22 protein-coding genes and 1 riboswitch are annotated in these 21,326 nt (G+C 37.4%); of the genes, 7 read left to right on the forward strand and 15 right to left on the reverse strand.

Going from position 1 to position 21,326, the window contains the following annotated elements; translation table 11 throughout:
- Positions 1-154: 154 nt before the first annotated feature.
- A complete protein-coding gene (gene folE2 / locus QUD79_RS02435; RefSeq protein WP_184424482.1) occupies positions 155-1,081 on the reverse strand; it encodes a GTP cyclohydrolase FolE2 in 927 nt (308 codons plus the stop codon).
- A 367-nt stretch (positions 1,082-1,448) separates the two neighbouring features.
- Here folE2 and QUD79_RS02440 point away from each other — a divergent pair, with 367 nt between their 5' ends.
- Entirely contained in the window at positions 1,449-1,796 is a 348-nt protein-coding gene (locus QUD79_RS02440) for an Hpt domain-containing protein (RefSeq protein ID WP_184424483.1), read from the forward strand.
- A gap of 39 nt (positions 1,797-1,835) precedes the next feature.
- On the opposite strand, the gene arcA is transcribed toward QUD79_RS02440, so the two are convergent.
- The 3 genes from arcA to QUD79_RS02455 form a co-directional block, all read right to left on the reverse strand.
- Positions 1,836-2,537: a two-component system response regulator ArcA gene (gene arcA, locus QUD79_RS02445; RefSeq protein WP_184424484.1), complete on the reverse strand. Its 702-nt coding sequence runs from the start codon at positions 2,535-2,537 to the stop codon at positions 1,836-1,838.
- A gap of 149 nt (positions 2,538-2,686) precedes the next feature.
- Positions 2,687-4,312, reverse strand: a complete 1,626-nt coding sequence (locus QUD79_RS02450) for a sensor histidine kinase (RefSeq protein WP_246454962.1) — start codon at positions 4,310-4,312, stop codon at positions 2,687-2,689.
- A gap of 190 nt (positions 4,313-4,502) precedes the next feature.
- Positions 4,503-5,570, reverse strand: coding sequence for a methyltransferase (locus QUD79_RS02455; RefSeq protein WP_184424485.1), 1,068 nt, complete (start codon positions 5,568-5,570; stop codon positions 4,503-4,505).
- Between the two features lie 354 nt (positions 5,571-5,924).
- On the opposite strand from QUD79_RS02455, the gene QUD79_RS02460 reads away from it, so the two are divergent.
- From QUD79_RS02460 to QUD79_RS02480, 5 genes are all read left to right on the forward strand, one after another.
- Positions 5,925-7,115 (forward strand): DsbA family protein, encoded by a 1,191-nt coding sequence (locus QUD79_RS02460; RefSeq protein WP_184424486.1) that lies wholly within the window; start codon positions 5,925-5,927, stop codon positions 7,113-7,115.
- Between the two features lie 151 nt (positions 7,116-7,266).
- Positions 7,267-7,474, forward strand: a riboswitch (Lysine riboswitch).
- A gap of 78 nt (positions 7,475-7,552) precedes the next feature.
- Complete coding sequence (gene dapA, locus QUD79_RS02465; protein ID WP_184424487.1) at positions 7,553-8,479, forward strand: 4-hydroxy-tetrahydrodipicolinate synthase; 927 nt, start codon at positions 7,553-7,555, stop codon at positions 8,477-8,479.
- Between the two features lie 2 nt (positions 8,480-8,481).
- Positions 8,482-9,231: a 2,3,4,5-tetrahydropyridine-2,6-dicarboxylate N-succinyltransferase gene (locus tag QUD79_RS02470; protein WP_184424488.1), complete on the forward strand. Its 750-nt coding sequence runs from the start codon at positions 8,482-8,484 to the stop codon at positions 9,229-9,231.
- A 9-nt stretch (positions 9,232-9,240) separates the two neighbouring features.
- Positions 9,241-10,467: a PLP-dependent decarboxylase gene (locus QUD79_RS02475; protein WP_184424489.1), complete on the forward strand. Its 1,227-nt coding sequence runs from the start codon at positions 9,241-9,243 to the stop codon at positions 10,465-10,467.
- A 36-nt stretch (positions 10,468-10,503) separates the two neighbouring features.
- Positions 10,504-11,631 (forward strand): succinylglutamate desuccinylase/aspartoacylase family protein, encoded by a 1,128-nt coding sequence (locus QUD79_RS02480; RefSeq protein WP_184424490.1) that lies wholly within the window; start codon positions 10,504-10,506, stop codon positions 11,629-11,631.
- Positions 11,632-11,724: 93 nt separating this feature from the next.
- Here QUD79_RS02480 and yjgA read toward each other — a convergent pair whose 3' ends face one another.
- Positions 11,725-12,234 (reverse strand): ribosome biogenesis factor YjgA, encoded by a 510-nt coding sequence (yjgA, locus tag QUD79_RS02485; protein ID WP_184424491.1) that lies wholly within the window; start codon positions 12,232-12,234, stop codon positions 11,725-11,727.
- A 128-nt stretch (positions 12,235-12,362) separates the two neighbouring features.
- Between yjgA and pmbA the strand changes: the two genes are divergently transcribed.
- Entirely contained in the window at positions 12,363-13,706 is a 1,344-nt protein-coding gene (gene pmbA, locus QUD79_RS02490) for a metalloprotease PmbA (RefSeq protein ID WP_184424492.1), read from the forward strand.
- Positions 13,707-13,722: 16 nt separating this feature from the next.
- On the opposite strand, the gene mgtE is transcribed toward pmbA, so the two are convergent.
- From mgtE to kdsC, 10 genes are all read right to left on the reverse strand, one after another.
- The gene (gene mgtE, locus QUD79_RS02495) at positions 13,723-15,081 is read right to left on the reverse strand and encodes a magnesium transporter (RefSeq protein WP_184424493.1); all 1,359 of its coding nucleotides are present in this window, start codon (positions 15,079-15,081) and stop codon (positions 13,723-13,725) included.
- A gap of 304 nt (positions 15,082-15,385) precedes the next feature.
- The gene (locus QUD79_RS02500) at positions 15,386-15,661 is read right to left on the reverse strand and encodes an HPr family phosphocarrier protein (RefSeq protein ID WP_184424494.1); all 276 of its coding nucleotides are present in this window, start codon (positions 15,659-15,661) and stop codon (positions 15,386-15,388) included.
- A gap of 15 nt (positions 15,662-15,676) precedes the next feature.
- Complete coding sequence (gene rapZ / locus QUD79_RS02505) at positions 15,677-16,531, reverse strand: RNase adapter RapZ (protein ID WP_184424495.1); 855 nt, start codon at positions 16,529-16,531, stop codon at positions 15,677-15,679.
- Positions 16,532-16,603: 72 nt separating this feature from the next.
- Complete coding sequence (ptsN, locus tag QUD79_RS02510; protein WP_184424496.1) at positions 16,604-17,056, reverse strand: PTS IIA-like nitrogen regulatory protein PtsN; 453 nt, start codon at positions 17,054-17,056, stop codon at positions 16,604-16,606.
- Positions 17,057-17,088: 32 nt separating this feature from the next.
- On the reverse strand, positions 17,089-17,376 hold the full coding sequence (gene hpf / locus QUD79_RS02515) for a ribosome hibernation promoting factor (RefSeq protein ID WP_184424497.1): 288 nt from the start codon (positions 17,374-17,376) through the stop codon (positions 17,089-17,091).
- Positions 17,377-17,404: 28 nt separating this feature from the next.
- Positions 17,405-18,913 (reverse strand): RNA polymerase factor sigma-54, encoded by a 1,509-nt coding sequence (locus tag QUD79_RS02520; protein ID WP_184424498.1) that lies wholly within the window; start codon positions 18,911-18,913, stop codon positions 17,405-17,407.
- 69 nt (positions 18,914-18,982) lie between these two features.
- Positions 18,983-19,708, reverse strand: coding sequence for an LPS export ABC transporter ATP-binding protein (gene lptB, locus QUD79_RS02525; protein ID WP_184424533.1), 726 nt, complete (start codon positions 19,706-19,708; stop codon positions 18,983-18,985).
- Between the two features lie 9 nt (positions 19,709-19,717).
- Positions 19,718-20,197 (reverse strand): lipopolysaccharide transport periplasmic protein LptA, encoded by a 480-nt coding sequence (lptA, locus tag QUD79_RS02530; RefSeq protein WP_184424499.1) that lies wholly within the window; start codon positions 20,195-20,197, stop codon positions 19,718-19,720.
- 16 nt (positions 20,198-20,213) lie between these two features.
- Positions 20,214-20,780: an LPS export ABC transporter periplasmic protein LptC gene (lptC, locus tag QUD79_RS02535; protein ID WP_184424500.1), complete on the reverse strand. Its 567-nt coding sequence runs from the start codon at positions 20,778-20,780 to the stop codon at positions 20,214-20,216.
- Positions 20,777-21,322 (reverse strand): 3-deoxy-manno-octulosonate-8-phosphatase KdsC, encoded by a 546-nt coding sequence (gene kdsC / locus QUD79_RS02540; protein WP_184424501.1) that lies wholly within the window; start codon positions 21,320-21,322, stop codon positions 20,777-20,779. The genes lptC and kdsC overlap by 4 nt, the downstream gene beginning before the upstream one ends.
- Between the last annotated feature and the right edge of the window lie 4 nt (positions 21,323-21,326).

The raw sequence follows: 21,326 nt of genomic DNA on the forward strand, positions 1-21,326 counted from the left end.
TTTTGAACTTATATGATGGGTGTATAATTATTCGTTTTGCGTTTGCTTTATTTAGGTTGATATATTACAAATTGAGGTGATGTAGGAAAGGGGTCTAACTAAAGGTAGTAAAAAAAAGCCAGTGTTTCACACACTGGCTTAATAGGGTTAATGGTTATGGCTGATAACCACCGACAACACCTTTTGTAGTAATACTTACGGCATCATGGGCATGTAGAGATTCAAGGTGATTAATTTTGAGCCAAAAGTCATCATAATCGCTATTAGCTAGCATAATATGTTGTAATCGCCGTGCTGCATCTTCACAGAACATTAGGTTTTGCCCATTTAAACGAGCAAATTCTTGTTCATCTTCTCTTTTTACTGCCGCTTGAACTGGCGTTTGTAAAGCATCTTCAATTGCGTTAACAATATCAGTAATTGGCAGGTCTTTTATGTTCGCACCAAGCTTAACTTTAACTTCAGCAACTGAACGTTGGCTATGTGGTGTTGCTATAATACCATCAGTTGTTCCTAGCCATTCATGGACATCATTAAGATCAACTGATTGTTCATTAAGGAATGTGTCTTTAAATGCCCGTTGAATTAATTGACGGGCAAGTGCTGCTGAGCAGGGACACGTCGAAGAGTAACGCACGTCAACCGAGAGCTCAATTGTTAGTTCACCCTTATTTAGTCTGCCAGTAAGGGTAACAGGGTAAGCTTTCCAGCCTTGTTTACCACTAATTAATGACTTTCTACGTAGGTGATAATCAAACTTAAATTGTACCTTTGCATTATCGCTTAAGTCATGATGTGAGCTGATAAAGCCATCAAGCAAGGTTACTAAGGTTTGATAATTTAATACACCGTTATTTGATAGCTCATCGATTAACAAATAGAGGCGTGACATATGAATGCCTTTCGCTTGAGGATCTTTCAAATTAACAAATGCATCAACATGTGCCGAAACCATACGCTCTGATTCATCTTTAGAAGCAAGCATAATCGGCATTTCTATGTTGCTCATGCCTACCCAATCTAAAGTACCCTCAGTTTGTGCTGTAGTATGATTGGCTATATCTGGCATTGTTGTTGACATTATTACTCCGCAAGTTAGATAAGTGAATATTGACCTTAATGTTTAAGGCTAATATCATAATATATGCTATCTAACTGATAATTAATTAATTAGTATATGAATGTTAAAGTTAAATGACCTTTAATCGTTCAATTACAATTGTCTATTTTAAGGGGCGTGTATTTTGAATGAAAAGCACCCGAAAATCAATATCTGGAAGTGCTCTCACTTTTATTCTAACGATGAAGTCTTATTGATTAATGACATTGAGAGCCAGTTTGCTAGAATAAACGCATAATTATACTCACTTAACTAGATAACGTTTGCTAACTCGCGATATATAGAACGATATTGCATAGAGTAGCATATATGTTAATAAGGCTTTTTCTTGGACTCAAACGAACATTTAGATATAACTTTATTAGAAAGTTACCTTGATAGCTTAACTGTTGATATTGTACAAAAAATGTTAGAAATGTACATTCAGCAGTCTTCTATATACCTTGAAGAAATAGCTAGCTCGATTACCAATCAATCACAATCAGATTGGCAAAATTCCTGTCATAAAATGAAAGGGGCATCAGCGAGTATAGGTTTTTTGTTAGTACACAAGCAACTTGTGACACTTGAAAAGTCTGAAGAGCAGTGGTCGGTAAAAAACGGGTTAATTGCTCAATTAATAACGCTAAATGAACAAGCGATAAAAGCTTTTCAGAAATGGCTTGATACACATTAAACCATTTTGTATTGCCTTGGGGTTAACCTTTTGTGTTTACTATTCTACTTTACCAACGAAACGATAACCTTCGCCATGTATTGTATTGATAAGTTCTGGCGCACCTTCAATAGATTCAAAATGCTTACGTAGTCGGCGTATTGTTACATCAACAGTTCTATCATTAGAGCGTAAGTCTCTTCCTGTCATTTCTTTAATTAATTGCTGACGAGTCACTATTTGCCCTGTATTTGCAATTAAGAGTCTTAAAGCACGATATTCTCCGCGAGGGATAGACACTTCTTTGCCCTCAGGCGATGTCATTTTACGAGAGTTACCATCTAAAACCCAGTCATTAAATCGAACAACAGCATCATCATTCTCTTGGGCAGGTTGATTGATTCTGTTAAGAATGTTTCTAGCGCGAATTGTTAATTCTCTAGGGTTAAAAGGTTTAGTTAGGTAGTCGTCAGCACCTATCTCTAAACCGAGCACTTTATCGATATCGCTGTCGCGACCGGTTAGAAATATTAGCCCTAAATCTTTATTTTTTGTTAGCTCTCTGGCAAGTAAAAGCCCATTTTTTCCGGGTAAATTTATATCCATTATAACCAAATTTATCGCATTACTTTGCAACTGTTGATCCATGCTAGCCCCATCAATTGCCTCTGAAACATTATAGCCTTCTGCTTCAAATAAATTACGTAGATTAAAGCGTGTTACATCTTCGTCTTCTACTATGAGTATATGAGGTTTGTGCATGTTTTTATTTCCAGTTTTGCCAAATTGTACATTTATAATAATTTACATTATAAAAAATATGATTAAAGTTTAAATATGTTTTATTGTTTATATCAAGAAATTAAGTATATTTCATTATATTTAACTGTTTTATCGACTGTTTTATTCGATTATGCATAATTACTGTTTAAATTTAGAGGGAAGGTTATATTTAATGTAGTGCCTTCATCTTGAGCACTCTCAATAATTATATTACCACCTAATGCTTGCGTTACTAAATTATAAACTAAGTGCAAGCCTAAGCCACTACCCCCTGCGCCACGCTTAGTTGTTATAAAGGGCTCAAATACTTTATTTTTAATTGTTTCGTCTATTCCACAGCCGTTATCACTGAAACAAATATTGAGATCATTTTCTAAAAAAGTGACAGTAATTGATATGGTACCAGTATCTTTATTGTCAAAGGCATGAAGTATTGAATTTAAAATTAAATTAATCAGGATTTGATTAATAGGCCCTGGTTTATTCCAAATTAATAATTCTTCAGGGCAATTAATTTCAATATTATACGGCGTGTTTTTGATTTGTGGTGCCAGAGTATGCAGTACTTCATTGATCAGCTCATTCATATTGAAGTGTCGAATATCTTCGCTATTTTGGTCTACTGCGACTTTTTTAAAGCTTGAAATTAACTCTGCGGCACGCTGTAAATTTCGATAGATGATACCAACGTTTTCTTGACCTTCATTAAAAAAACGCTTTAGTTGACTAGATTTCAACGTTTTATTATCAAAGTGATCTTTCATTTCAAGTAAGCGATCAGATAGTAATGTTGAAGCCGTAACACCTAGCCCTATTGGTGTATTTACTTCGTGTGCTACACCGGCAACCATATCACCAAGTGACGCCATTTTACCACTTTCAACTAACTGATCTTGAAACTGATGGAGCTTTTCAAGGGTGGAGAGTAATTCTTGGTTTGACTCTTTAAGTGCAACGGTTCTGTTAATTATTTTTGTTTCTAGCTCTTGGTTTCGTTCAAGACTTTTCTGCTCAGCTAATTGTATTTTTTTATGATGTTTTTCCGTGCGAGACAGTAACGTATTAATACTTTTTGCTAATGTGTCGACTTCTTGATAGCTCATGCTAGGAATTCTTAATGAAAAATCTTTGGTTTTGGCTATGTTTTGAATGCTTAAGGTTAATTCTTCAAGTGGTGTTACTACCATAGCACCAAGGCGAGAAGTCACTATTCTGAGAGCAATTAATAATGCAGTAAAAATAATAGCTAAGATCAATAGCAGTTGATTAGTGTATTCTAAACTTGGGTAACGGTTCATTTGAATGTATAAATAACCAATGATCTTATCAGCCTTTTGTATTGGCATATAATATTCAATATTAGTATCATTGATATGAGGTGTGCTGAGAATCTCTTTCTCGATACTTGGCAACTCCATAATAGGTAAAACTTTTTTTAAATCTAATTGTTTTTGGTAATGGTAACTTAAATAAAAGTTGTCGTTCTGGGTTGATTCATCATAACGGTAAATATCAATAAATTTGATTAAATTCGTGGCTCCCAAGTAAGTTAGGGCGTTATACAACTCCGCTTTTTTACTTGGCGAATTGTCACTAGGGTTATCAATATAGTTAGAGCTGACATTAGCAATATATTCTGCCCAATGATGCATGTTTGCAGTTGATTGCTTTTCACTATCATTGATAAATATTTGGCATAAATAAAATATCGAAATAGCTGAAAAGGAAAAACCAACACCTATAATTAAAACCATCAACGAGTGGCGTATCGATTTTATCTTTTTAATAGGTAGCATATTTAATTTAATGTCATCATTTTGTTAATACCTTTGATAGATAATTGTAGATATTCGGAAATATTGCAACAAATGATTTAAATAATATTCGGGCGCGCTGCGTTTAATTCGTAGCAAAACTTCACCTTAAAGATCAACAAAGTCTAACTTAACTTGGTTTTTGAGAGATAACTCTTTTCCCTTTAACTGCATTATAAATAGTAAAACCATCTTTTTGTTGTAGTTTTGTTACGTGAGGAAAAGTCTTTTCTATAATAGGTAAGTATTGTAAGAAACTATTTGCAACGATGGTAAGGCTGCCATTTTGAGAAATATATTGGTTAATACCGTTAAGAAAAGTTTCAGTAGCTTGATAATGAGTCTTTATTCCTTGATGAAAAGGTGGGTTTGAAATTACATGCTGATAGGGCTTATTAATGTTACTTAAACTGTCGGTTGCAAAAACAGCTCCTGTTAGCTGGTTAAGTTGTAATGTTTTGTTAGCTGAAGCGATTGCTAGGGCACTAACGTCAGCTAATGAAAGCGTAATTTCTGGAAATGTTTTACCGATAACAGCAGCAATTACCCCCGCACCACAACCAAAGTCGAGTAAGGCGCCACTTTGATATTGAGGGAGGTTGTCGAGTAATACACGAGTACCAATATCCAATTTAGCTTGGCTAAATACACCAGGTAAGGCGGCAACTTTAACGGCACATTGGTTTGTTTCGACGGTATAGTATTCAAACCATTCATTTAAGTTGAACGTTTTGTCGTCCAAGGTTAGATTAACGTCAAATAATACGCAATGTCTTGCTGAATCTACCTTGTCACAGTAGTTAAAAATATTACTACCAATATTTGCTAAAGATTTAATACCGCCATTGTTTTCACCCACAATTAAGATCTTTGTTGTTACTGTAATGATAGGTTTTAGCATTGCTAACGTGAATAATAATTCTTTTTTGCTTTTAGGAAAATAAATGATAATTAAGTCGTGTTTTATATCGCCAGAATAATGACTAGCAAAAATAGCGCAGTGTTTATTGTTCAGTTTTTTTTCATGAGCAAGATGATGAGCATAATTCGTATCAAAACTTGTGAGCTGGCACGCGGGGTTAAGTTGTAGCAACTCATTAATAAAACTGTCATCTGGCATATTGACCAATAAAGGTTGTGACGTAATTAATAAATCTTGATTACGCATGAGTAATTGACTGATATTGGTTAATGACATGATAGAATCCGAAACTTAGGCTGCAGCTGATATTATAAGTAATACCAGTTTCATTAAATTAAGTGATCTATTTTATACGCAGTGAAAATAGCCAAATACAAGGCGTTTGTTTTCATAACTAGTTGTTCTAATTATAAAATAAATAACGCAGTAGTTGGCTGTTTTAGCCAGCAGAAATGATCACATAGTCAGTGAGATTGGTATAAAACGCTATTGTACGTTATTAGCAGCATGTGACCAAGTTTGCTTTGTATTTAGGGGAAGGATATCGCTTCAAAAAAACGTGTTTCATTACAGGCTAGGTGGCTACGCAGTAATTTCAGGCGTAAGAGTCTGCTATTTAAAAATTATACCTTGCCGAAAAGGTTTGGTTACCAACCTGTAATTGAAGTCTACTTAGCGCTAAACGATCCCCATAGTTATATGTTAATACAAGCATTAGCAGAGTTAGAGCAACGATTTACGATAAAGTTTTGTTTGTTTCTTGTGTATGAGTCACGCGTAAGCGTTTCTGTTGAGCCTAAAATATGGCGACAGTGGGCGATTAATGATGCGAATGTGATTGCGCAGCAGTATGGTTTTACTACTATTAATGTAATTCCGAGTGCAAATGCTTTATTTACTGGACAACAGCTATGGCAGATGGAATGTAAAGATATAAAGAGTGCTGTCAACGTTTTTCATCAGACGTGGAAAAATAATTTTGAGCGTTATTATAATGTTTCAACACCGGTTATTAATTTTCAAATAAAAAATCAACAGCGTTTATATGCTAAAGGTCATTACTCACCTGCATCGCTTTGTTTTTTAGGAGAGTGGTTTGTTGGGGTTGATCGTCTTTCACACATAGAAACAAAGCTTGCAGCTCTTGGTTTTTCAAAAAATATCGCATCGAACAGGCGATATAACGCTAATATGCTCATATTTAAGCAAGGTGAAAATCAACAACGTAAAACGAATTCACCACCGATCGAAATGTTTTTATCGTTACGCAGTCCGTATTCGTTTATTGGTTTTTATAAGATAAAAAAACTCTGTGAATATTACCAAGTCCCTTTAGTGCTTAAACCAATATTACCGCTTGTTATGCGCAATGTCCCGGTTCCGAAACGTAAAAAAAAGTATATTTATACCGATGCACATCGGGAAGCGGTAGACGGTGGCATTCCTTATTGTAGCTTTGTCGACCCTATTGGACAGGGCGTTATCAAATGTTTTCAGCTATTTGCTTATGCCCAAGCACAGGGTAAATCGTTAGCTTTTATTCAAGCCGTTTTTGATGCTATTTATATTAACAATATTGATGTAGCAATCACCAATAACTTAATTAATTTGTGTAAAGCCATTGAATTAGACTATCAGGCTGCCCTTGAATATGGGTTAGCTAATGATTGGCAACAATGGTCTGATGAAAATCAAATGGCATTAGACAAATTGGGGTTTTGGGGAGTGCCTTGTTTTCGCTATGGTGATGTTGCTTACTGGGGGCAAGACCGATTAGCCGAAATAGAAAAAGCAGTAATAGCACATTTTACTGAAAATTAGAGTTAAGTTATCACTTAGTAATAATTAGTCTAATCAGACTTTTAGATGGCTATTGACTCTCTCAGCTAAGAGGTGGTTTAATGCGTGTGTCCTTTATTTACTTTGTTAATGCTTAATTTATATTTCGGTTAAGTGTTAACAAATTAAAAAAAGTGTCAGAAGAGGAGCGTTAATCAGGTAGCTATTATGAAGAGATCAAACTCTAACGATTAATAGTGAGGGGATAAAGCTAGCTAAGATTATTAAAGACCTTAGATTAGTGTAACGCCGAGGTAAATACAATTTTGATACTGTATTTGCCGGTTGTTTAGGTTGAATCCTAACAACTGTCACCTATTGGGTGGAGAGCTTCTGGCCTTTGTCGAAACTCAACCATTCAATAGCGTTGAGCCCAACAAATGCCTATAAGTTCTCCGAACGAAATGAGTTCGAGAGAAATGAATCAAACAACACAAATACATTCTATTGATACAACCACTCTGTGGACAGCATTAATTACTCCTTTTGATAACAAAGGTAATGTTGATTTTCACAGCCTTAAACTAAATGCTCAGCGACAAAATACCGCCGGAAATGGACTTTTACTGTTAGGTAGTACGGGCGAAGGCATAGCACTAACGGCTAAAGAGCAGTTTACCATTGTTGAGTTTGTCGCTCAGCTTTCGCTTGATGTACCAATTATGGTAGCTGTGGGCGGTTATAATCTAACTGAACAACTCGCATGGATAAGCCGCTGCAATGAGCTTGCAATTAATGCTTATTTACTTGGTACTCCTATTTACGCAAGGCCAGGCCCTGTTGGGCAAACACGATGGTTTTCTGCATTGTTAGATAAGTCTAACTACCCTTGCATGCTTTATAATGTGCCCTCGCGCAGTGGTATTGCAATCCCTACAACTACAGCTAAACAATTACAACATCATAAAAACTGCTGGGCTTTAAAAGAAGCAAGTGGCAATTTATCAACATTTCTTAGTTACAAACAACATTGTCCTAAAATTCGATTATTCAGTGGTGAAGATGCAATGATGCCTTATTTAGCTGGTGCTGCAGTTGCTGGGTTAGTTTCTGTTGCTAGCAATGTTTGGCCTGAAGCTACCCAACGGTATGTAAACTTAACGTTATCAGGACAGTATCAAGGCTTATTTCCGCTATGGCAAAATGCCGTTGATGCTTTATTTCAAGTTAGTAACCCCATCCCTGTCAAAGTACTTATGGCACAAAACGCAATGATCTCCACACCAACATTAAGGGCTCCGTTAACAGAGCATGAACTTGCAGCAAATAATGGTTTAGTGGACGTTGATCAGCTGATAAATCAATGGCTGAGAACTCAGTCACAACAAGTTATTGGAGTTAAATAGTAATGAATTGGCAAGTAACATTGGATCAATTAGAAGCAGGATCTGTTCGAGCGGCAACACAGGATGAACAGGGTGATTGGCAAGCAAATAGTGAAGTGAAAAAAGCAATTTTAGCGGCATTTAAAGCAGGTGTGAATAAAGAGTGTGGCGGAATATACCAAGGCTTTGTTGATAAAAATAATTTGCCTACGCGTGAATTTACTTGTAGCGATAATGTACGTTTAGTACCAGGGGGCTCAGCTGTTCGCCGTGGTGCTCATGTTGCAAGTGGCGTGATCATTATGCCACCCGCTTATATTAATGTAGGCGCATTTGTCGATAGTGGCACTATGGTTGATAGTCATGCGCTCATTGGATCGTGTGCGCAAATTGGTAAAAACGTACATGTTTCTGCCGCAGTACAAATTGGTGGCGTGCTAGAGCCAATTGGCGCAAATCCCGTTATTGTTGAAGACAATGCGTTTTTAAGTGCTGGTGTTGTGATTGTAGAGGGGATAGTTGTGAAGAAAGGTGCAGTCTTAGCACCAGGGGTATGTTTATCAGCATCGGTCCCTGTTTATGACTGTGTTAACCAAGTCATGTTAGAAAAAGGTGCCGATATTCCAGCTTATGCTGTTGTTGTCCCCGGAACTCGGCCTGTTTCTGGTGAATGGGCTGTAGCTCAAGGGCTAAATATGGCGTGTGCCTTAATAGTGAAGTACCGTGATGAAAAAAGTAATGCATCATTAGCTTTAGAATCTTTATTACGCTAAGGCTAACTTATGTTTGAAAATAGCAAAAACTGGCTGACGCCAACACTACGCAATACATTACTTGAGCATCCACAATTAAACGAGCATGAGCTAGCTTATTTTGTGTATCAATTAGATGAGCTTAAACAGCATCTACTTGACCTACAAGATCAAGATGTTATTAAGCTTTGGTACGCGGTTAAAGCAAATCCTTTATCACGCATTATACAAACACTCGATAGTGCAGCCTTTAATTTTGATGTGGCAAGCGCTGGTGAATTACAACAAGTTTTAGCGCAAGGCGTTGTGCCAGAGCGTATTTTAAATACTGGCCCCGCAAAGTCATTAACACAACTGACTGAGTTTTTAACTCAGGGGGTTAGTGTGTTTATAGTAGAAAGCATAAATCAGTTGAAATGGCTTAATCAAGCAGCAAAAAAGCTCAATAAACGCCCAAAAGTATTGTTACGTGTGCAGTTACAGTGGCAAGAAGGTGAAAAAAACCCACTTGGCGGAAATAGTGTAACTCCTTTTGGCTTATCAACCGGCGAGTGGCAAGAAATACATGTTAAACAGTACCCTCAACTAAATCTTTGTGGTTTACATATTTTTCAATGGGGCAATATGCTTAGCAATCAAAAAATGTATGCATTATGGCAGCAAATGGTTTCAGCTTTAGTTGAATTAGCTTGCTCAATTGGTATGCCACTTAACATATTAGATTTAGGTGGTGGCTTAGGTGTCGACTACTTTGAGCAAGGGGAGACGTTGTCATGGCCTCAAATAATAGCTGATCTTGCTCACATAAAAGCCCAAGCGAATGTAGAAGAGTTATGGCTCGAGTTAGGGCGTTACGCGGTAGCTCATTGTGGCTACTATGTTGTGCCTGTAGTTGATCGCAAGGTTAACTATCAGCAGCAACAGTTAGTACTCGCTGCGGGAATTAATCATTTATTGCGGCCTGCAATTACCGAGCAACCCTTTCCCGTTCGCTTGCTTCGAGACTCAAGCGCACCAAGCACTTACTTTGATTTATACGGTCCTTTATGTACTAGTCTTGATAAGTTAGGTCACTTGCCTTTGCCTGAAGATATTGAGGTGGCAGATCAGTTGGTATTTGCTTACGCCGGCGCATACGGGTTTACCGAAAGTATGCCGTTTTTTCTTTGCCACCAAACAGCTGCAGAGTATGTTATTGAAAACGGCAAAATGAGTGAAGTGAGAGCAGCCCAGCCAGCGAGTTGGTATTTAGCTTAAGTACAACAGTGTGAAAAATATAAATAGAGTAAGTAAATGAATCGTTTTTCAAAAGAAGTAATCAATGTTGGTGAAATGGCTAGCGGAGCATTATTAACAGTACCAGTATATCGGCTAAAAGGTGATAGTTCGGCACCAAGTGTGTATATACAAGCGAATATGCATGGTGCTGAAGTGCAAGGTAATGCCGTAGTGTTTCAATTGTTGGAATTATTAAAAAATATCTCAGTAAAAGGTGATGTTACTTTAGTGCCTTATGCTAACCCTGTTGCTTGTAACCATAAGAATGGTGAATATACATTAGGACGATTTGACCCTATAACGGGAGTTAATTGGAATAGGATGTATCATTTTGATCCGAGTATTATTAAGCCGTTTGTTCGTGAAAGTATAGGCAAGGACGATGCAATCATTGCAGCAAATTTTAAGCAATTAATGATCGATAAAATTGAACAAAAACTAGAACACAATGCTTTTGGCTTAACAACAGGGCAGCGTATTGCTTATCAATTGCAGCGCTTAGCACATCAAGCAGACTATGTGCTTGATTTACATACTGGGCCAATATCAAGTAAACATTTATATTGTCCTGAATATGCAAAAGCAAGTGCTCAATATTTTAATATTCCACACAATATACTGATCCCTAACACATTTGATGGCGCTTTAGATGAAGCAACTTTTTGTCCTTGGTGGCAATTACAAGAGGCGTTTGCTGAATTAGGTATAAAATACTCGATCAGTTCAAAAGCGCTAAATAAAGAAAGTTTTACGGTGGAGCTAGGCTCACAAGAACAAATTGATCTTGATGCCGCACTTGAAGACGCAAAAAGCATTTTGTGTTACTTACAGCATAAAGGCGTAATAGACGCAGCTCAGTATCAACCACAAATAATGACACGCTTTGCTTGTTACCTAAAAGACTATAAAGCTTACTATTCTCCTATGGGCGGAATGGTTGATTATTTAGCAGAATTTGGCAAACCATTAGCTGCTGGAAAGCCACTAGCAAGAATATTACGGATGGATAATTACGGTGATGGTGATCCATTGCACTATGTTTCATTAGAAAACGAAGTGTTACCAATTCTCCATTTTGCTTCAGCTAGTGTGAATCAGGGAACTGAGTTATACAAAGTGTTTACTCATTTCTTTGAGCTCTAATTTAAAAGTAACAGTAACAGGTGGGTACTTGTGAATTGAGCAGGTATTAACCCCAAGTAAACATTTGGGTTAATACCGCTTTAGCTGAATATATTATAAATTAATACTTTCTTTTAAATAGTTAAATAGATCGCGGTAATGTTTACCAATTTTCTCATTCGCTTTTTCTTTAGATGCCATTCGTACCAGTTGGCGCAGTTTTTGACGTTCTAAACCTTGGTATTCGCTAAGTGTAGCTTCAATTTTTTCACTACCCTGGTCGATTAATTCATCTCGTAAGCTTTCAATTTTTATATGTTTGGCACTTTCTTGCTGATGTTTATTTGCCATCACATCAAGTGCCTGGTTAATAGGCTCAAGATCGGTTTCAGAAAGTACTTTGGCCATATGACGAATATGACGTCGAAGGGCTTCATGCTTATTATTGATTTTATCAGCTAAAATAAGGTCTTCTTTTAGCTCGTCAGTAAAGGGTATTTTACTGCGTTGGTGTTTAGATAATTTAACTAAGCGCGCTGCAAAATCTTGAAGCTTGTGCATTTCACGTTTAATTTCTGATTTACTTTTTAATTCTTCATCGAATTCATCAGCAGACTCGGGCATAATAATGGAACAAATTTAGCGATTGATAGTAGCTATTATACAACAAATAGCTTCATACGCTCTAGCGTAAAACTCATCTTCGTAAAATATTCGTCGTATTTATTAAAATTATAGAGAAATTCACCCCTATGGCAGAGTCAAATAGCATCATCAAACAAATGGAAAAAGTTGAATCACGTGTAGCTGAGGTATTAGCTTTAGCTAAGTCGTTAGGTGCTGATGGTGCAGAAGTATCAATGAGCAAACAGCAAGGTTTAAGTGTTAGTACTCGCCTTGGCGAAGTTGAAACTGTTGAGTTTACTAATGATGGTGCATTAGGAATAACGGTATATCAACAAGGAAGAAAAGGAAGTGCATCAACTGCTGATTTATCTGATAAAGCACTCAAGCAAACTGTTGAGGCTGCAGTTAATATTGCCAAATTTACTTCTGTTGATGAATGTTCAGGCTTGGCGGATAAAGAATTATTAGCGATGAACCCAGAATCTCTTGATTTATATCACCCAAAGGCGCTATCAACTGATGATGCAATAGCGATTGCTAAAGAGTGTGAAATGGCTTCTTTAGACGTAGATCCGCGGATAACTAACTCTGATGGGGCAACATTAGCAAGCTATGAAGGGTTTAAAGTCTATGGCAATAGCCATGGGCAGTTAGTAGGCTATCCTAGCTCTAGGCATAGTTTAAGTTGCGTGGCTATTGCTAGTGAAAATGATGATATGCAACGTGATTATGCTTACACCATTGATCGCCACTTTGACTTAATGGATTCAGCCAAAAATGTAGGTTCTAAAGCTGCTCAAGAAGCATTATCACGACTAAACGCACGTAAATTACCTACGGGTAAAGTGCCTGTTATGTTTAGAGCTGATATCGCAAATACGTTTTGGGGACATTTTATTGCCGCAATTAGCGGAGGTAATTTATATCGTAAATCGTCTTTTTTACTCGATGCTTTAGGTAAACCTATCTTTCCTGATTTTTTAACAATTAATGAACGCCCTCATATAAAGTCTGCATTAGCGAGTAGCTCATTTGACAGTGAGGGTGTTGCCACTATCGACCGCAACATTATTGAGCAAGGTAACTTAGCAACATACTTATTAACAAGTTATTCTGCTCGTAAGTTAGGGCTTACTACAACTGGCCATGCCGGTGGTATTCATAACTGGTTGGTGTCAGCAAACGGTGGTGACTTTAATGCAATGTTAAAACAATTAGGCACAGGCCTTTTAGTAACTGAATTAATGGGGCAGGGAGTTAATGTGGTCAATGGTGACTATTCTCGTGGTGCTGCAGGTTTTTGGGTTGAAAATGGTGTAATTCAATACCCAGTATCAGAAATTACTATTGCAGGTAATTTAAAAGACATGTTTACTGAGTTAGTCGCCGTTGGCAGTGATACTGATATGCATGGCAGTATTCGTACGGGCTCTATTTTGTTAGCTGAAATGCAAGTTGCAGGGAATTAGCAACTTTGTTGACTCGTTAACCTAAAAGCAGTGTTGCTGTACCTAAAAAGGCAAAAATACCAACTACGTCGGTAACGGTTGTTAAAATAACACTTCCTGCTAAGGCAGGATCAATTTTCATCCGTTTAAGTAGTAAAGGTATAGCAACCCCTGCAACCCCTGCAGCAGTCATATTCATTAGCATTGCAAAAGCGATAACCGCACCTAACATAAAATCTTGCTTCCAAATAGCAACAACAGCTGCAATCAATACTGCCCAAATAATGCCGTTTAAAAAGCCGACGGCAAGCTCTTTATAAAGTAAAGCACGAGAGTTGCTTTCACCTATGTGTCCTAGCGCTATACCTCTGATAACAAGTGTTAAGGTTTGATTGCCAGCAACACCCCCCATACTGGGGACTAACGTATTTAAAATAGCAAGAATGGCTAATTGGGCAAGTATATCTTCGAACATTGATGAAACAGCAACAGCAAATAATGCGGTAATTAGATTAACTCCTAACCAAATTGAGCGCTGTTTAGTACTTTTAAAGACAGGTGCAAAAGTATCGGCTTCATCATCAAGACCCGCCATACTCATCATTGAATGTTCGGCTTCTTCTCGAATGACATCGATAACGTCATCGATGGTAATACGGCCAAGCAAGTGTTTATTTGTATCAATAACGGGGGCTGAAAACCAATCGTAACGTTCAAATAGTTGCGCTACTTCACTTTCAGGGGTGTCAACATGTACCGCTTGTATTTCTTCTACGATTAATGTTGAAATAATAACATCAGGCTGAGCCGTAACTATTGATGAAAGTGAAACAGAACCAATAAAGTGATCTTGTCGGTCAACTACATAAAAAGAATCTGTTGCTTCTGGTAAGTCACCTTTAAGTCGTAAATAACGTAAAACCACATCGACTGTTACATCTGGTCTGATGGTTATAGTGTCGGTATTCATAATACCGCCAGCACTATTTTCTGCATAAGAAAGTGCGGCTTCAACCCGTCCACGATCTTGTGAGTCCATGGACTTAATTACTTCATTGTATACAGTATCAGGTAGGGTTCTTAGTACTTCAACTAAATCATCTGTATCCATTCCTTCTGCGACAGCAGCTAATTTTTCAGGATGGATATTTTTAAGAATACCTTTTCGAACTTCTTCGTTAAGTTCTTCTAGGACATCACCATGGTGATCAGGATCGATTAATTGCCAAAGTACTGTACGGCTTTTACTTGGAGAAGATTCTAAAATTAGCGCAAGATCATAGGCAGGCATATTTTGCAGTAATTTGCGGACATAGACAAACATCCCGCTTTCAAGTGCTTTGTTAACTTGCTGCAGTTTAGTATGACTGTATTCTTGCTCTAAAGCTTCCGGCATATCGTTACCTTGGGCCGTTAAAAACGAAATGAAAAGTTAAGTAATTATCGACTCAGTATGTTATACCAACCTATAAATGAAAGTGATCTCTTAGCTACTCTAAGTGTCCGCTTCTTTATTTTAAATGGTATAAGTAATATTTGACTTTAATTAAATAATATCAATTGTTTAGTGTTATTTACAGCTTTATTAAGGTCTGTGAAGCTATTATTTCGCTTTATCTGAGTGTGAGTGGTATTGGTAAGTGCTATGGTTTTACTAGGGGGGTGTTACCTTAAGCCCTTAGTTTCTAGTTGAAATAAAGCTATTCATCCTCATCAAATTTATCATTAAAAAGTTTGCATACATCGGCTAATGCTTTTTCTGCATCTTCACCTTCAGTAGTAATAGTCACTTCTTTACCCTGTGCGCCAGCAAGCAGCATTAATCCCATAATACTGCTCGCGTCAGCATCTTTTCCTGCTAAGGTAACGGTTACTTCAGCATCAAACTTGTGGCTTAATTGCGCTAACTTAGTGGCAGCTCTCGCATGTAAGCCAAGCTTATTAGATATCATTAACTTTTTGTTATATTTGGCCATGAATATTTGTATTTCTTACGTTGTTGATTTATCGATATCGCGATGGCGTGATTGAACATCGGCTCTTTCTTTACGTAAATTGTTTGCTAATAATTCAGCAATAAATACGGAGCGGTGCTTACCACCGGTACAGCCTATTGCAATGGTGACATAACTACGATTATTTCGCTCTAGGTGGGGTAGCCATGTCATAAAAAAGCTGTTTATTTGCCAGACGAATTTAGTCACTATTGGTTGAGATGAAAGGAAATCTTTGACTGGCTGATCTAACCCGGTATAAGTTTTAAGCTCCTTTTCCCAAAAAGGGTTTGGTAAAAAGCGAGCGTCAAATACATAGTCTGCATCTTGAGGTACGCCGTGCTTAAATCCGAATGACTCAAACACAACAACCATAGTGCCAGTTTTTTTACCTAAAATTCGCTCTCTTACCAAATCTGCGAGTTGGTGAGGGGTTAACTGGCTGGTATTTATGTATAAATGAGCGCGACTAGATATAGGCTCTAGTAACTTTTTCTCTAAAATTAGTGCCTGATCTAAGGCAATGTTTTGTCTAATTAATGGGTGTAATCGGCGAGTTTCGCTAAAGCGTTTAATTAAATCAGAGTCATCAGCATCTAAATAAAGAATATTTAGTTCAACAGTTGTGGGCAGGTAATCAAGTATTTCAGAAACGTCAGCTGGGTCGTTAGGTAAGTTTCGAACATCTAAGCTGACTGCGACTGTTTCATAATCATTTATTACGGTATGTGTTAACGCCGGTAGTAAATTTACGGGGATATTGTCAACACAGTAATAGCCTAAATCTTCAAGTACGCGTAGTGCGACACTTTTACCTGAACCTGAGCGACCACTCACAATGGTTAATTTCATTTTTCAGCCTTATTTGGCAAAATGTGTAGCCAATAATAGTGTTTATCTATCAATGGCTATAGTGTTAAAAAATTAACTGGCTTGTTTAATTAAATCAAACATTTCTTGCGCAGTAGTACTCTTTCGAATTTGTTTGCAAAGCTGTTTGTCGGTAAACAGCTCTGCGATATTTTGTAATGTCACTAAATGTTCTTCGCATTGTTGCTCAGGAACAAATAATGCAATAAAAATATCAACAGGTCTATTATCTATCGCGTCGAACTCTATCGGTTGTTCACTAGTGGCAACTATTGCGACAGTTTTGTTTGAATTAGTTAATCGGCCGTGAGGAATGGCTATACCATTACCTATCCCTGTTGAACCCATTTTTTCTCGTGCCATCAAACTTGTTAATAATTCATAAGTTGATGAGTCGTTAAGTTCGTTAGAAGCTGCATCACAGATAACTTCTAGTATTCGCTTTTTACTTGTGGCTTGAACTGCACATAAAGTGCAGTTCAAGCTAAGTAGTTCAAGTAACTTCATGATACCGGTTTACTTAGCTATATTTTATAGCGTTAATGTTGAGTTATTTTGCCTTTATATTTTAATATTTGGCGATCTAGTTTATCGACGAGTCGATCTATTGAAGTATACATATCCGCGTTATCGGCTTTAGCATGTACTTCTGTTCCGCTAAGGTTAACGGTTGCCTCCGCTATTTGACTATTCTTTTCTACTGTTAACACCACGTAAACATTATGAATTTGATCAAAATGTCTTTCTAATTTTGCGAATTTTGTATTTACGCTTTCACGTAATGCCTCGGTAATTTCAACATGATGACCTGTAAGATTAATTTGCATAACATTCAATCCTTATTGTTGCGTTTACTTAAAGTAAACTTTTACGTTGATTAGAAGGGGGAATAGATAAAGACTCTCGGTATTTTGCAATTGTTCTTCGTGCAACATTAATACCCTGCTCTGCGAGTAGTTCAGCCATTTTGCTGTCACTTAGCGGTTTAGCTGGTATTTCTGCAGCCACAAGTTTTTTAATCAATGCTCTAATTGCAGTTGATGAGCACTCGCCACCGTTTTCGGTACTTACATGGCTAGAGAAGAAAAACTTAAGTTCAAATATGCCTCGAGGAGTGTGCATATATTTTTGTGTTGTTACGCGAGAAATTGTAGATTCATGCATATCTACAGCTTCTGCAACATCGTTTAGCACCATGGGGCGCATCGCTTCAGGTCCATGTTCAAAAAAGCCTTGCTGGCGCTGCACGATACAGTTAGACACTTTTAATAACGTGTCGTTGCGGCTCTCTAAACTTTTAATAAACCATTTGGCTTCTTGCAAGTTTGATCTAATAAATTGGCTATCAGTTGAGGACTTCATAGAGCGTGCCATTGAGGCATATTGCTGGTTTACTGACAATTTAGGCGCAGTATCAGGATTGAGCTCAACAACCCAACGACCATTTTTTTTCTCAACGGAAACATCAGGAATAACGTATTGGTCTTCACCTTTAATGACACTGTCACCGGGGCGAGGATCTAATGTTTGAATTAAGCGGATAACCTCACGGAGCTGATCTTCTTTTAAGCGAGTTTTACGCATTAATTGTCGATAATCACGACTACCAAGTAAATCGATATGCTCGCGTAATACTAATTTGCTTTCTTCTAGCCAGGGTGTTGATTTGTCAAATTGATTAAGCTGAATAATTAAACAATCAGAAATGCTACGTGCACCTACACCTATAGGGTCGAACATATTAATCCGTTTAATAACGGCTTCTACTTCATCTAGCTCTAGATCGTCAGCGCCTACACTTTCTAATATTTCTTCAGCTGAAACAGTTAAATAGCCAGCGTCATCAATAGCATCTATGATCGCTGTGGCAATCGCGCGGTCTGTATCAGAGAAGGGAGTTAAGTCCATTTGCCAACGCAGGTGGTCTTGAATTGAATCGACAGTTTCGCCCTGATATGTGTAATCTTCGCTCGCAACACCTACGCCTGTATTTGATACACCGGCACTAAAACTTTCATCCCATGTTGTGTCTATATTTAATTCTTCAGGGATCTCGTTTTTGTCCATTGCCTCAGTAGTGGATATTTCGTCTATCGTTGGTGTAGAGTCTTCACTGCCATCATTATTATCAGTCGTACTTGTTTCAGTTGTAGAGGCAGAAAAAGCATCATCGAAATTATCTGTACTACTTTCCTGATCTGAATTTGAAGATTCATCAACTTCTAATAATGGATTACTGTCTAACGCTTCTTGTATTTCTTGTTGAAGATCCAAGGTCGACAGTTGCAACAATCTTATTGCTTGTTGCAACTGTGGAGTCATTGTAAGTTGTTGTCCAATTCGGAGCTGCAGACTAGGGCGCATCGAAATACTTATGTTCCTTTAATTATTAATAACGTTTATCGCATTAACTAATACTATAGTTTGAATATACTATAGCGTGAATTGCTCACCAAGGTATACATCTCTTACTGTTTGGTTGGCCAGTATTTGATTTGAATCCCCTTCTGCGATCAATTCGCCATGACTTACAATATAAGCGTGTTCACATACATCTAAAGTTTCACGTACATTATGGTCTGTAATTAATATACCAATGCCTCGTTGTTTTAAGTGTAGAATAATTTTTTTAATGTCTCCTACTGAAATAGGGTCAACGCCTGCAAAAGGCTCATCAAGTAAAATAAACTTAGGATCAGCAGCCAAGGCACGGGCAATTTCTACACGACGCCGCTCGCCACCTGAAAGACTCATACCTAAATTGTCTTTTATGTGGTTAATATTGAACTCTTCTAATAAATGTTCAAGCTTTTCTTGACGTTCAATCTCAGAAAGTTCTTTTCGTGTTTGTAAAATGGCCATTATATTGTCGTGTACAGTGAGTTTTCGAAAGATTGAGGCCTCTTGAGGTAAATAACCAATACCTTTTCGTGCGCGTTCGTGCATAGGGAGTAAGGTGATATCTTCATCGTTGAGTATTATACTGCCACTATCATTAGGCACTAACCCTACAATCATGTAAAACGATGTTGTTTTACCTGCGCCATTTGGTCCAAGTAAACCGACAATTTGCCCTTCTTGAACCTGCAAGCTTACATTTTTTACTACTTTACGGCCTTTATAAGCTTTCGCTAAGCTTGTGGCACAAAGAGTTGATATTTCCATAAGTTAATTTTTATCCAACGCTTTGGGTTGTAATACAGTTTTTACTCGATTATTTTCATCACTATCCGCATCGCTATCGGCACTGACTTGTTCCGTGACAAAATTGTAAGTAATTATACTGCCACTGACTTTGCTTCCTTCTTGGCGCAATTCTGCGTTACCAGAAATTACTACGATATTTTGGCTAGGCTGATATTTAATTTCATTAGCTTGTAAGTATATGGGCGTACCGTCATCAAGCTTTTGAGAAAAGGTTGCAGGATTGCCTTTGGCTATATATGTTTTTTCGTCGGTTTCGGTGTCAGTGATCACCTGTACTAAATCAGCTTTGATCCGTAACGTGCCTTGAGTGATCACAACATTATCGATATAGCTAAATATTTTATTTTTTAAATCAGCAGCCTGTCGAGAAGCATCGATATTAATTTCTTTTTTTAAGTCTAATTTGTCAGCATAACTTGTCGAAACTAATGCTGAGCTCATGCCTACTATAATAAGGCTAGTTTTTAATACTTTTAAAAATGGTTTGTACATGTTCAGTCAACGTCATTTGTTTTGTATTTAAGTCTACAATTAGTCCTGAACCATATATGGTGAAGTCTTTCCCTTCAATCATAATAGTTTGCTCAGAACTAATAATATTAGTATTAAGATCTAACTCTAAATACCGACCATGAATTTCTTGTATTAAGCTTGATTGATCTGTTGCCGTTAATGTTACGCGATTTTGTAGCCGTACGCGATTATTACTATATAGAGTCCCTTCATTAGCTTTTAGTTTCCAAGGTGTTTCACTATTTTTTGTAAAAAGGGTGTACTGTGGAAATTCAAAGTGGGTTACAGATAAGTTTGCGTAATGCTCCATACGCTGCGCATCGATAATATATGTTAGCTCACCTTGAGCATTATATATGTCACTATTTAAGGTCTCAGCAATAAAGTCTGGTGTCATTTCATTAGTGATCACTTGTTCTGTTTTTGTTTTTGACTGAAGCCAGTCAACAACGCCATACGCAGCTAATGCTAGAATAAAAAAACAGATGGCGAAGCCGGTTAACCGTGTCATACACTAGCGCCTGTAGCAAAGTGTAAAGTGTTTTGGCTCAACATTATTAAATCGCAACATTCCCTTACCGCACCAAAGCCGCCTCTTATTGTGGTGGTATAGTCGGCAAGGTTCAAAATAGTGGGGTGTGCATCATTAACAGCAATGCTTAAGCCAACATAGGCCATACATTCATAGTCAGGCATATCGTCGCCAATATAAGCCACTTGATTAGGTTTTAATGATAGGGCACTTAACATCTTTTTTAACGCGGGCAACTTATTTTCTTCACCTTGCACTATATGTTTTACATTAAGTGCTGTCATACGGGTCTGAACAATGTTTGATTGTCGGCCAGTGATAACGGCCACGTCAACGCCATTTGCACCTAATGCTTTAATGCCATAACCATCTTTTGTATGAAATGCTTTAAGCTCTTCGCCATCATTACCTAAATAAATGCGTCCATCAGAAAACACACCGTCAATATCACACACAAATAATTTGATATTTATTGCTTTTTCTATAATTGCTTGATTCACTTCACCATAGAGTGTTTTCATTGTA

It is taken from the genome of Thalassotalea piscium (assembly GCF_030295935.1).
GTDB lineage: Bacteria > Pseudomonadota > Gammaproteobacteria > Enterobacterales > Alteromonadaceae > Thalassotalea_B > Thalassotalea_B piscium.

What these genes read in the sequence shown, in the direction of transcription:
- lptA (WP_184424499.1), bottom strand. Translation starts at nt 20,197, where the DNA reads ATGAGCTCAGCATTAGTTTCGACAAGTTATGCTGACAAATTAGACTTA.
- QUD79_RS02480 (WP_184424490.1), top strand. Translation starts at nt 10,504, where the DNA reads ATGAATCGTTTTTCAAAAGAAGTAATCAATGTTGGTGAAATGGCTAGC.
- mgtE (WP_184424493.1), bottom strand. Translation starts at nt 15,081, where the DNA reads ATGCCGGAAGCTTTAGAGCAAGAATACAGTCATACTAAACTGCAGCAA.
- QUD79_RS02520 (WP_184424498.1), bottom strand. Translation starts at nt 18,913, where the DNA reads ATGCGCCCTAGTCTGCAGCTCCGAATTGGACAACAACTTACAATGACT.
- kdsC (WP_184424501.1), bottom strand. Translation starts at nt 21,322, where the DNA reads ATGAAAACACTCTATGGTGAAGTGAATCAAGCAATTATAGAAAAAGCA.
- QUD79_RS02450 (WP_246454962.1), bottom strand. Translation starts at nt 4,312, where the DNA reads ATGGTTTTAATTATAGGTGTTGGTTTTTCCTTTTCAGCTATTTCGATA.
- pmbA (WP_184424492.1), top strand. Translation starts at nt 12,363, where the DNA reads ATGGCAGAGTCAAATAGCATCATCAAACAAATGGAAAAAGTTGAATCA.
- yjgA (WP_184424491.1), bottom strand. Translation starts at nt 12,234, where the DNA reads ATGCCCGAGTCTGCTGATGAATTCGATGAAGAATTAAAAAGTAAATCA.
- QUD79_RS02470 (WP_184424488.1), top strand. Translation starts at nt 8,482, where the DNA reads ATGAATTGGCAAGTAACATTGGATCAATTAGAAGCAGGATCTGTTCGA.
- lptC (WP_184424500.1), bottom strand. Translation starts at nt 20,780, where the DNA reads ATGACACGGTTAACCGGCTTCGCCATCTGTTTTTTTATTCTAGCATTA.
- hpf (WP_184424497.1), bottom strand. Translation starts at nt 17,376, where the DNA reads ATGCAAATTAATCTTACAGGTCATCATGTTGAAATTACCGAGGCATTA.
- QUD79_RS02455 (WP_184424485.1), bottom strand. Translation starts at nt 5,570, where the DNA reads ATGTCATTAACCAATATCAGTCAATTACTCATGCGTAATCAAGATTTA.
- rapZ (WP_184424495.1), bottom strand. Translation starts at nt 16,531, where the DNA reads ATGAAATTAACCATTGTGAGTGGTCGCTCAGGTTCAGGTAAAAGTGTC.
- QUD79_RS02500 (WP_184424494.1), bottom strand. Translation starts at nt 15,661, where the DNA reads ATGGCCAAATATAACAAAAAGTTAATGATATCTAATAAGCTTGGCTTA.
- QUD79_RS02475 (WP_184424489.1), top strand. Translation starts at nt 9,241, where the DNA reads ATGTTTGAAAATAGCAAAAACTGGCTGACGCCAACACTACGCAATACA.
- arcA (WP_184424484.1), bottom strand. Translation starts at nt 2,537, where the DNA reads ATGCACAAACCTCATATACTCATAGTAGAAGACGAAGATGTAACACGC.
- dapA (WP_184424487.1), top strand. Translation starts at nt 7,553, where the DNA reads ATGAATCAAACAACACAAATACATTCTATTGATACAACCACTCTGTGG.
- ptsN (WP_184424496.1), bottom strand. Translation starts at nt 17,056, where the DNA reads ATGAAGTTACTTGAACTACTTAGCTTGAACTGCACTTTATGTGCAGTT.
- folE2 (WP_184424482.1), bottom strand. Translation starts at nt 1,081, where the DNA reads ATGTCAACAACAATGCCAGATATAGCCAATCATACTACAGCACAAACT.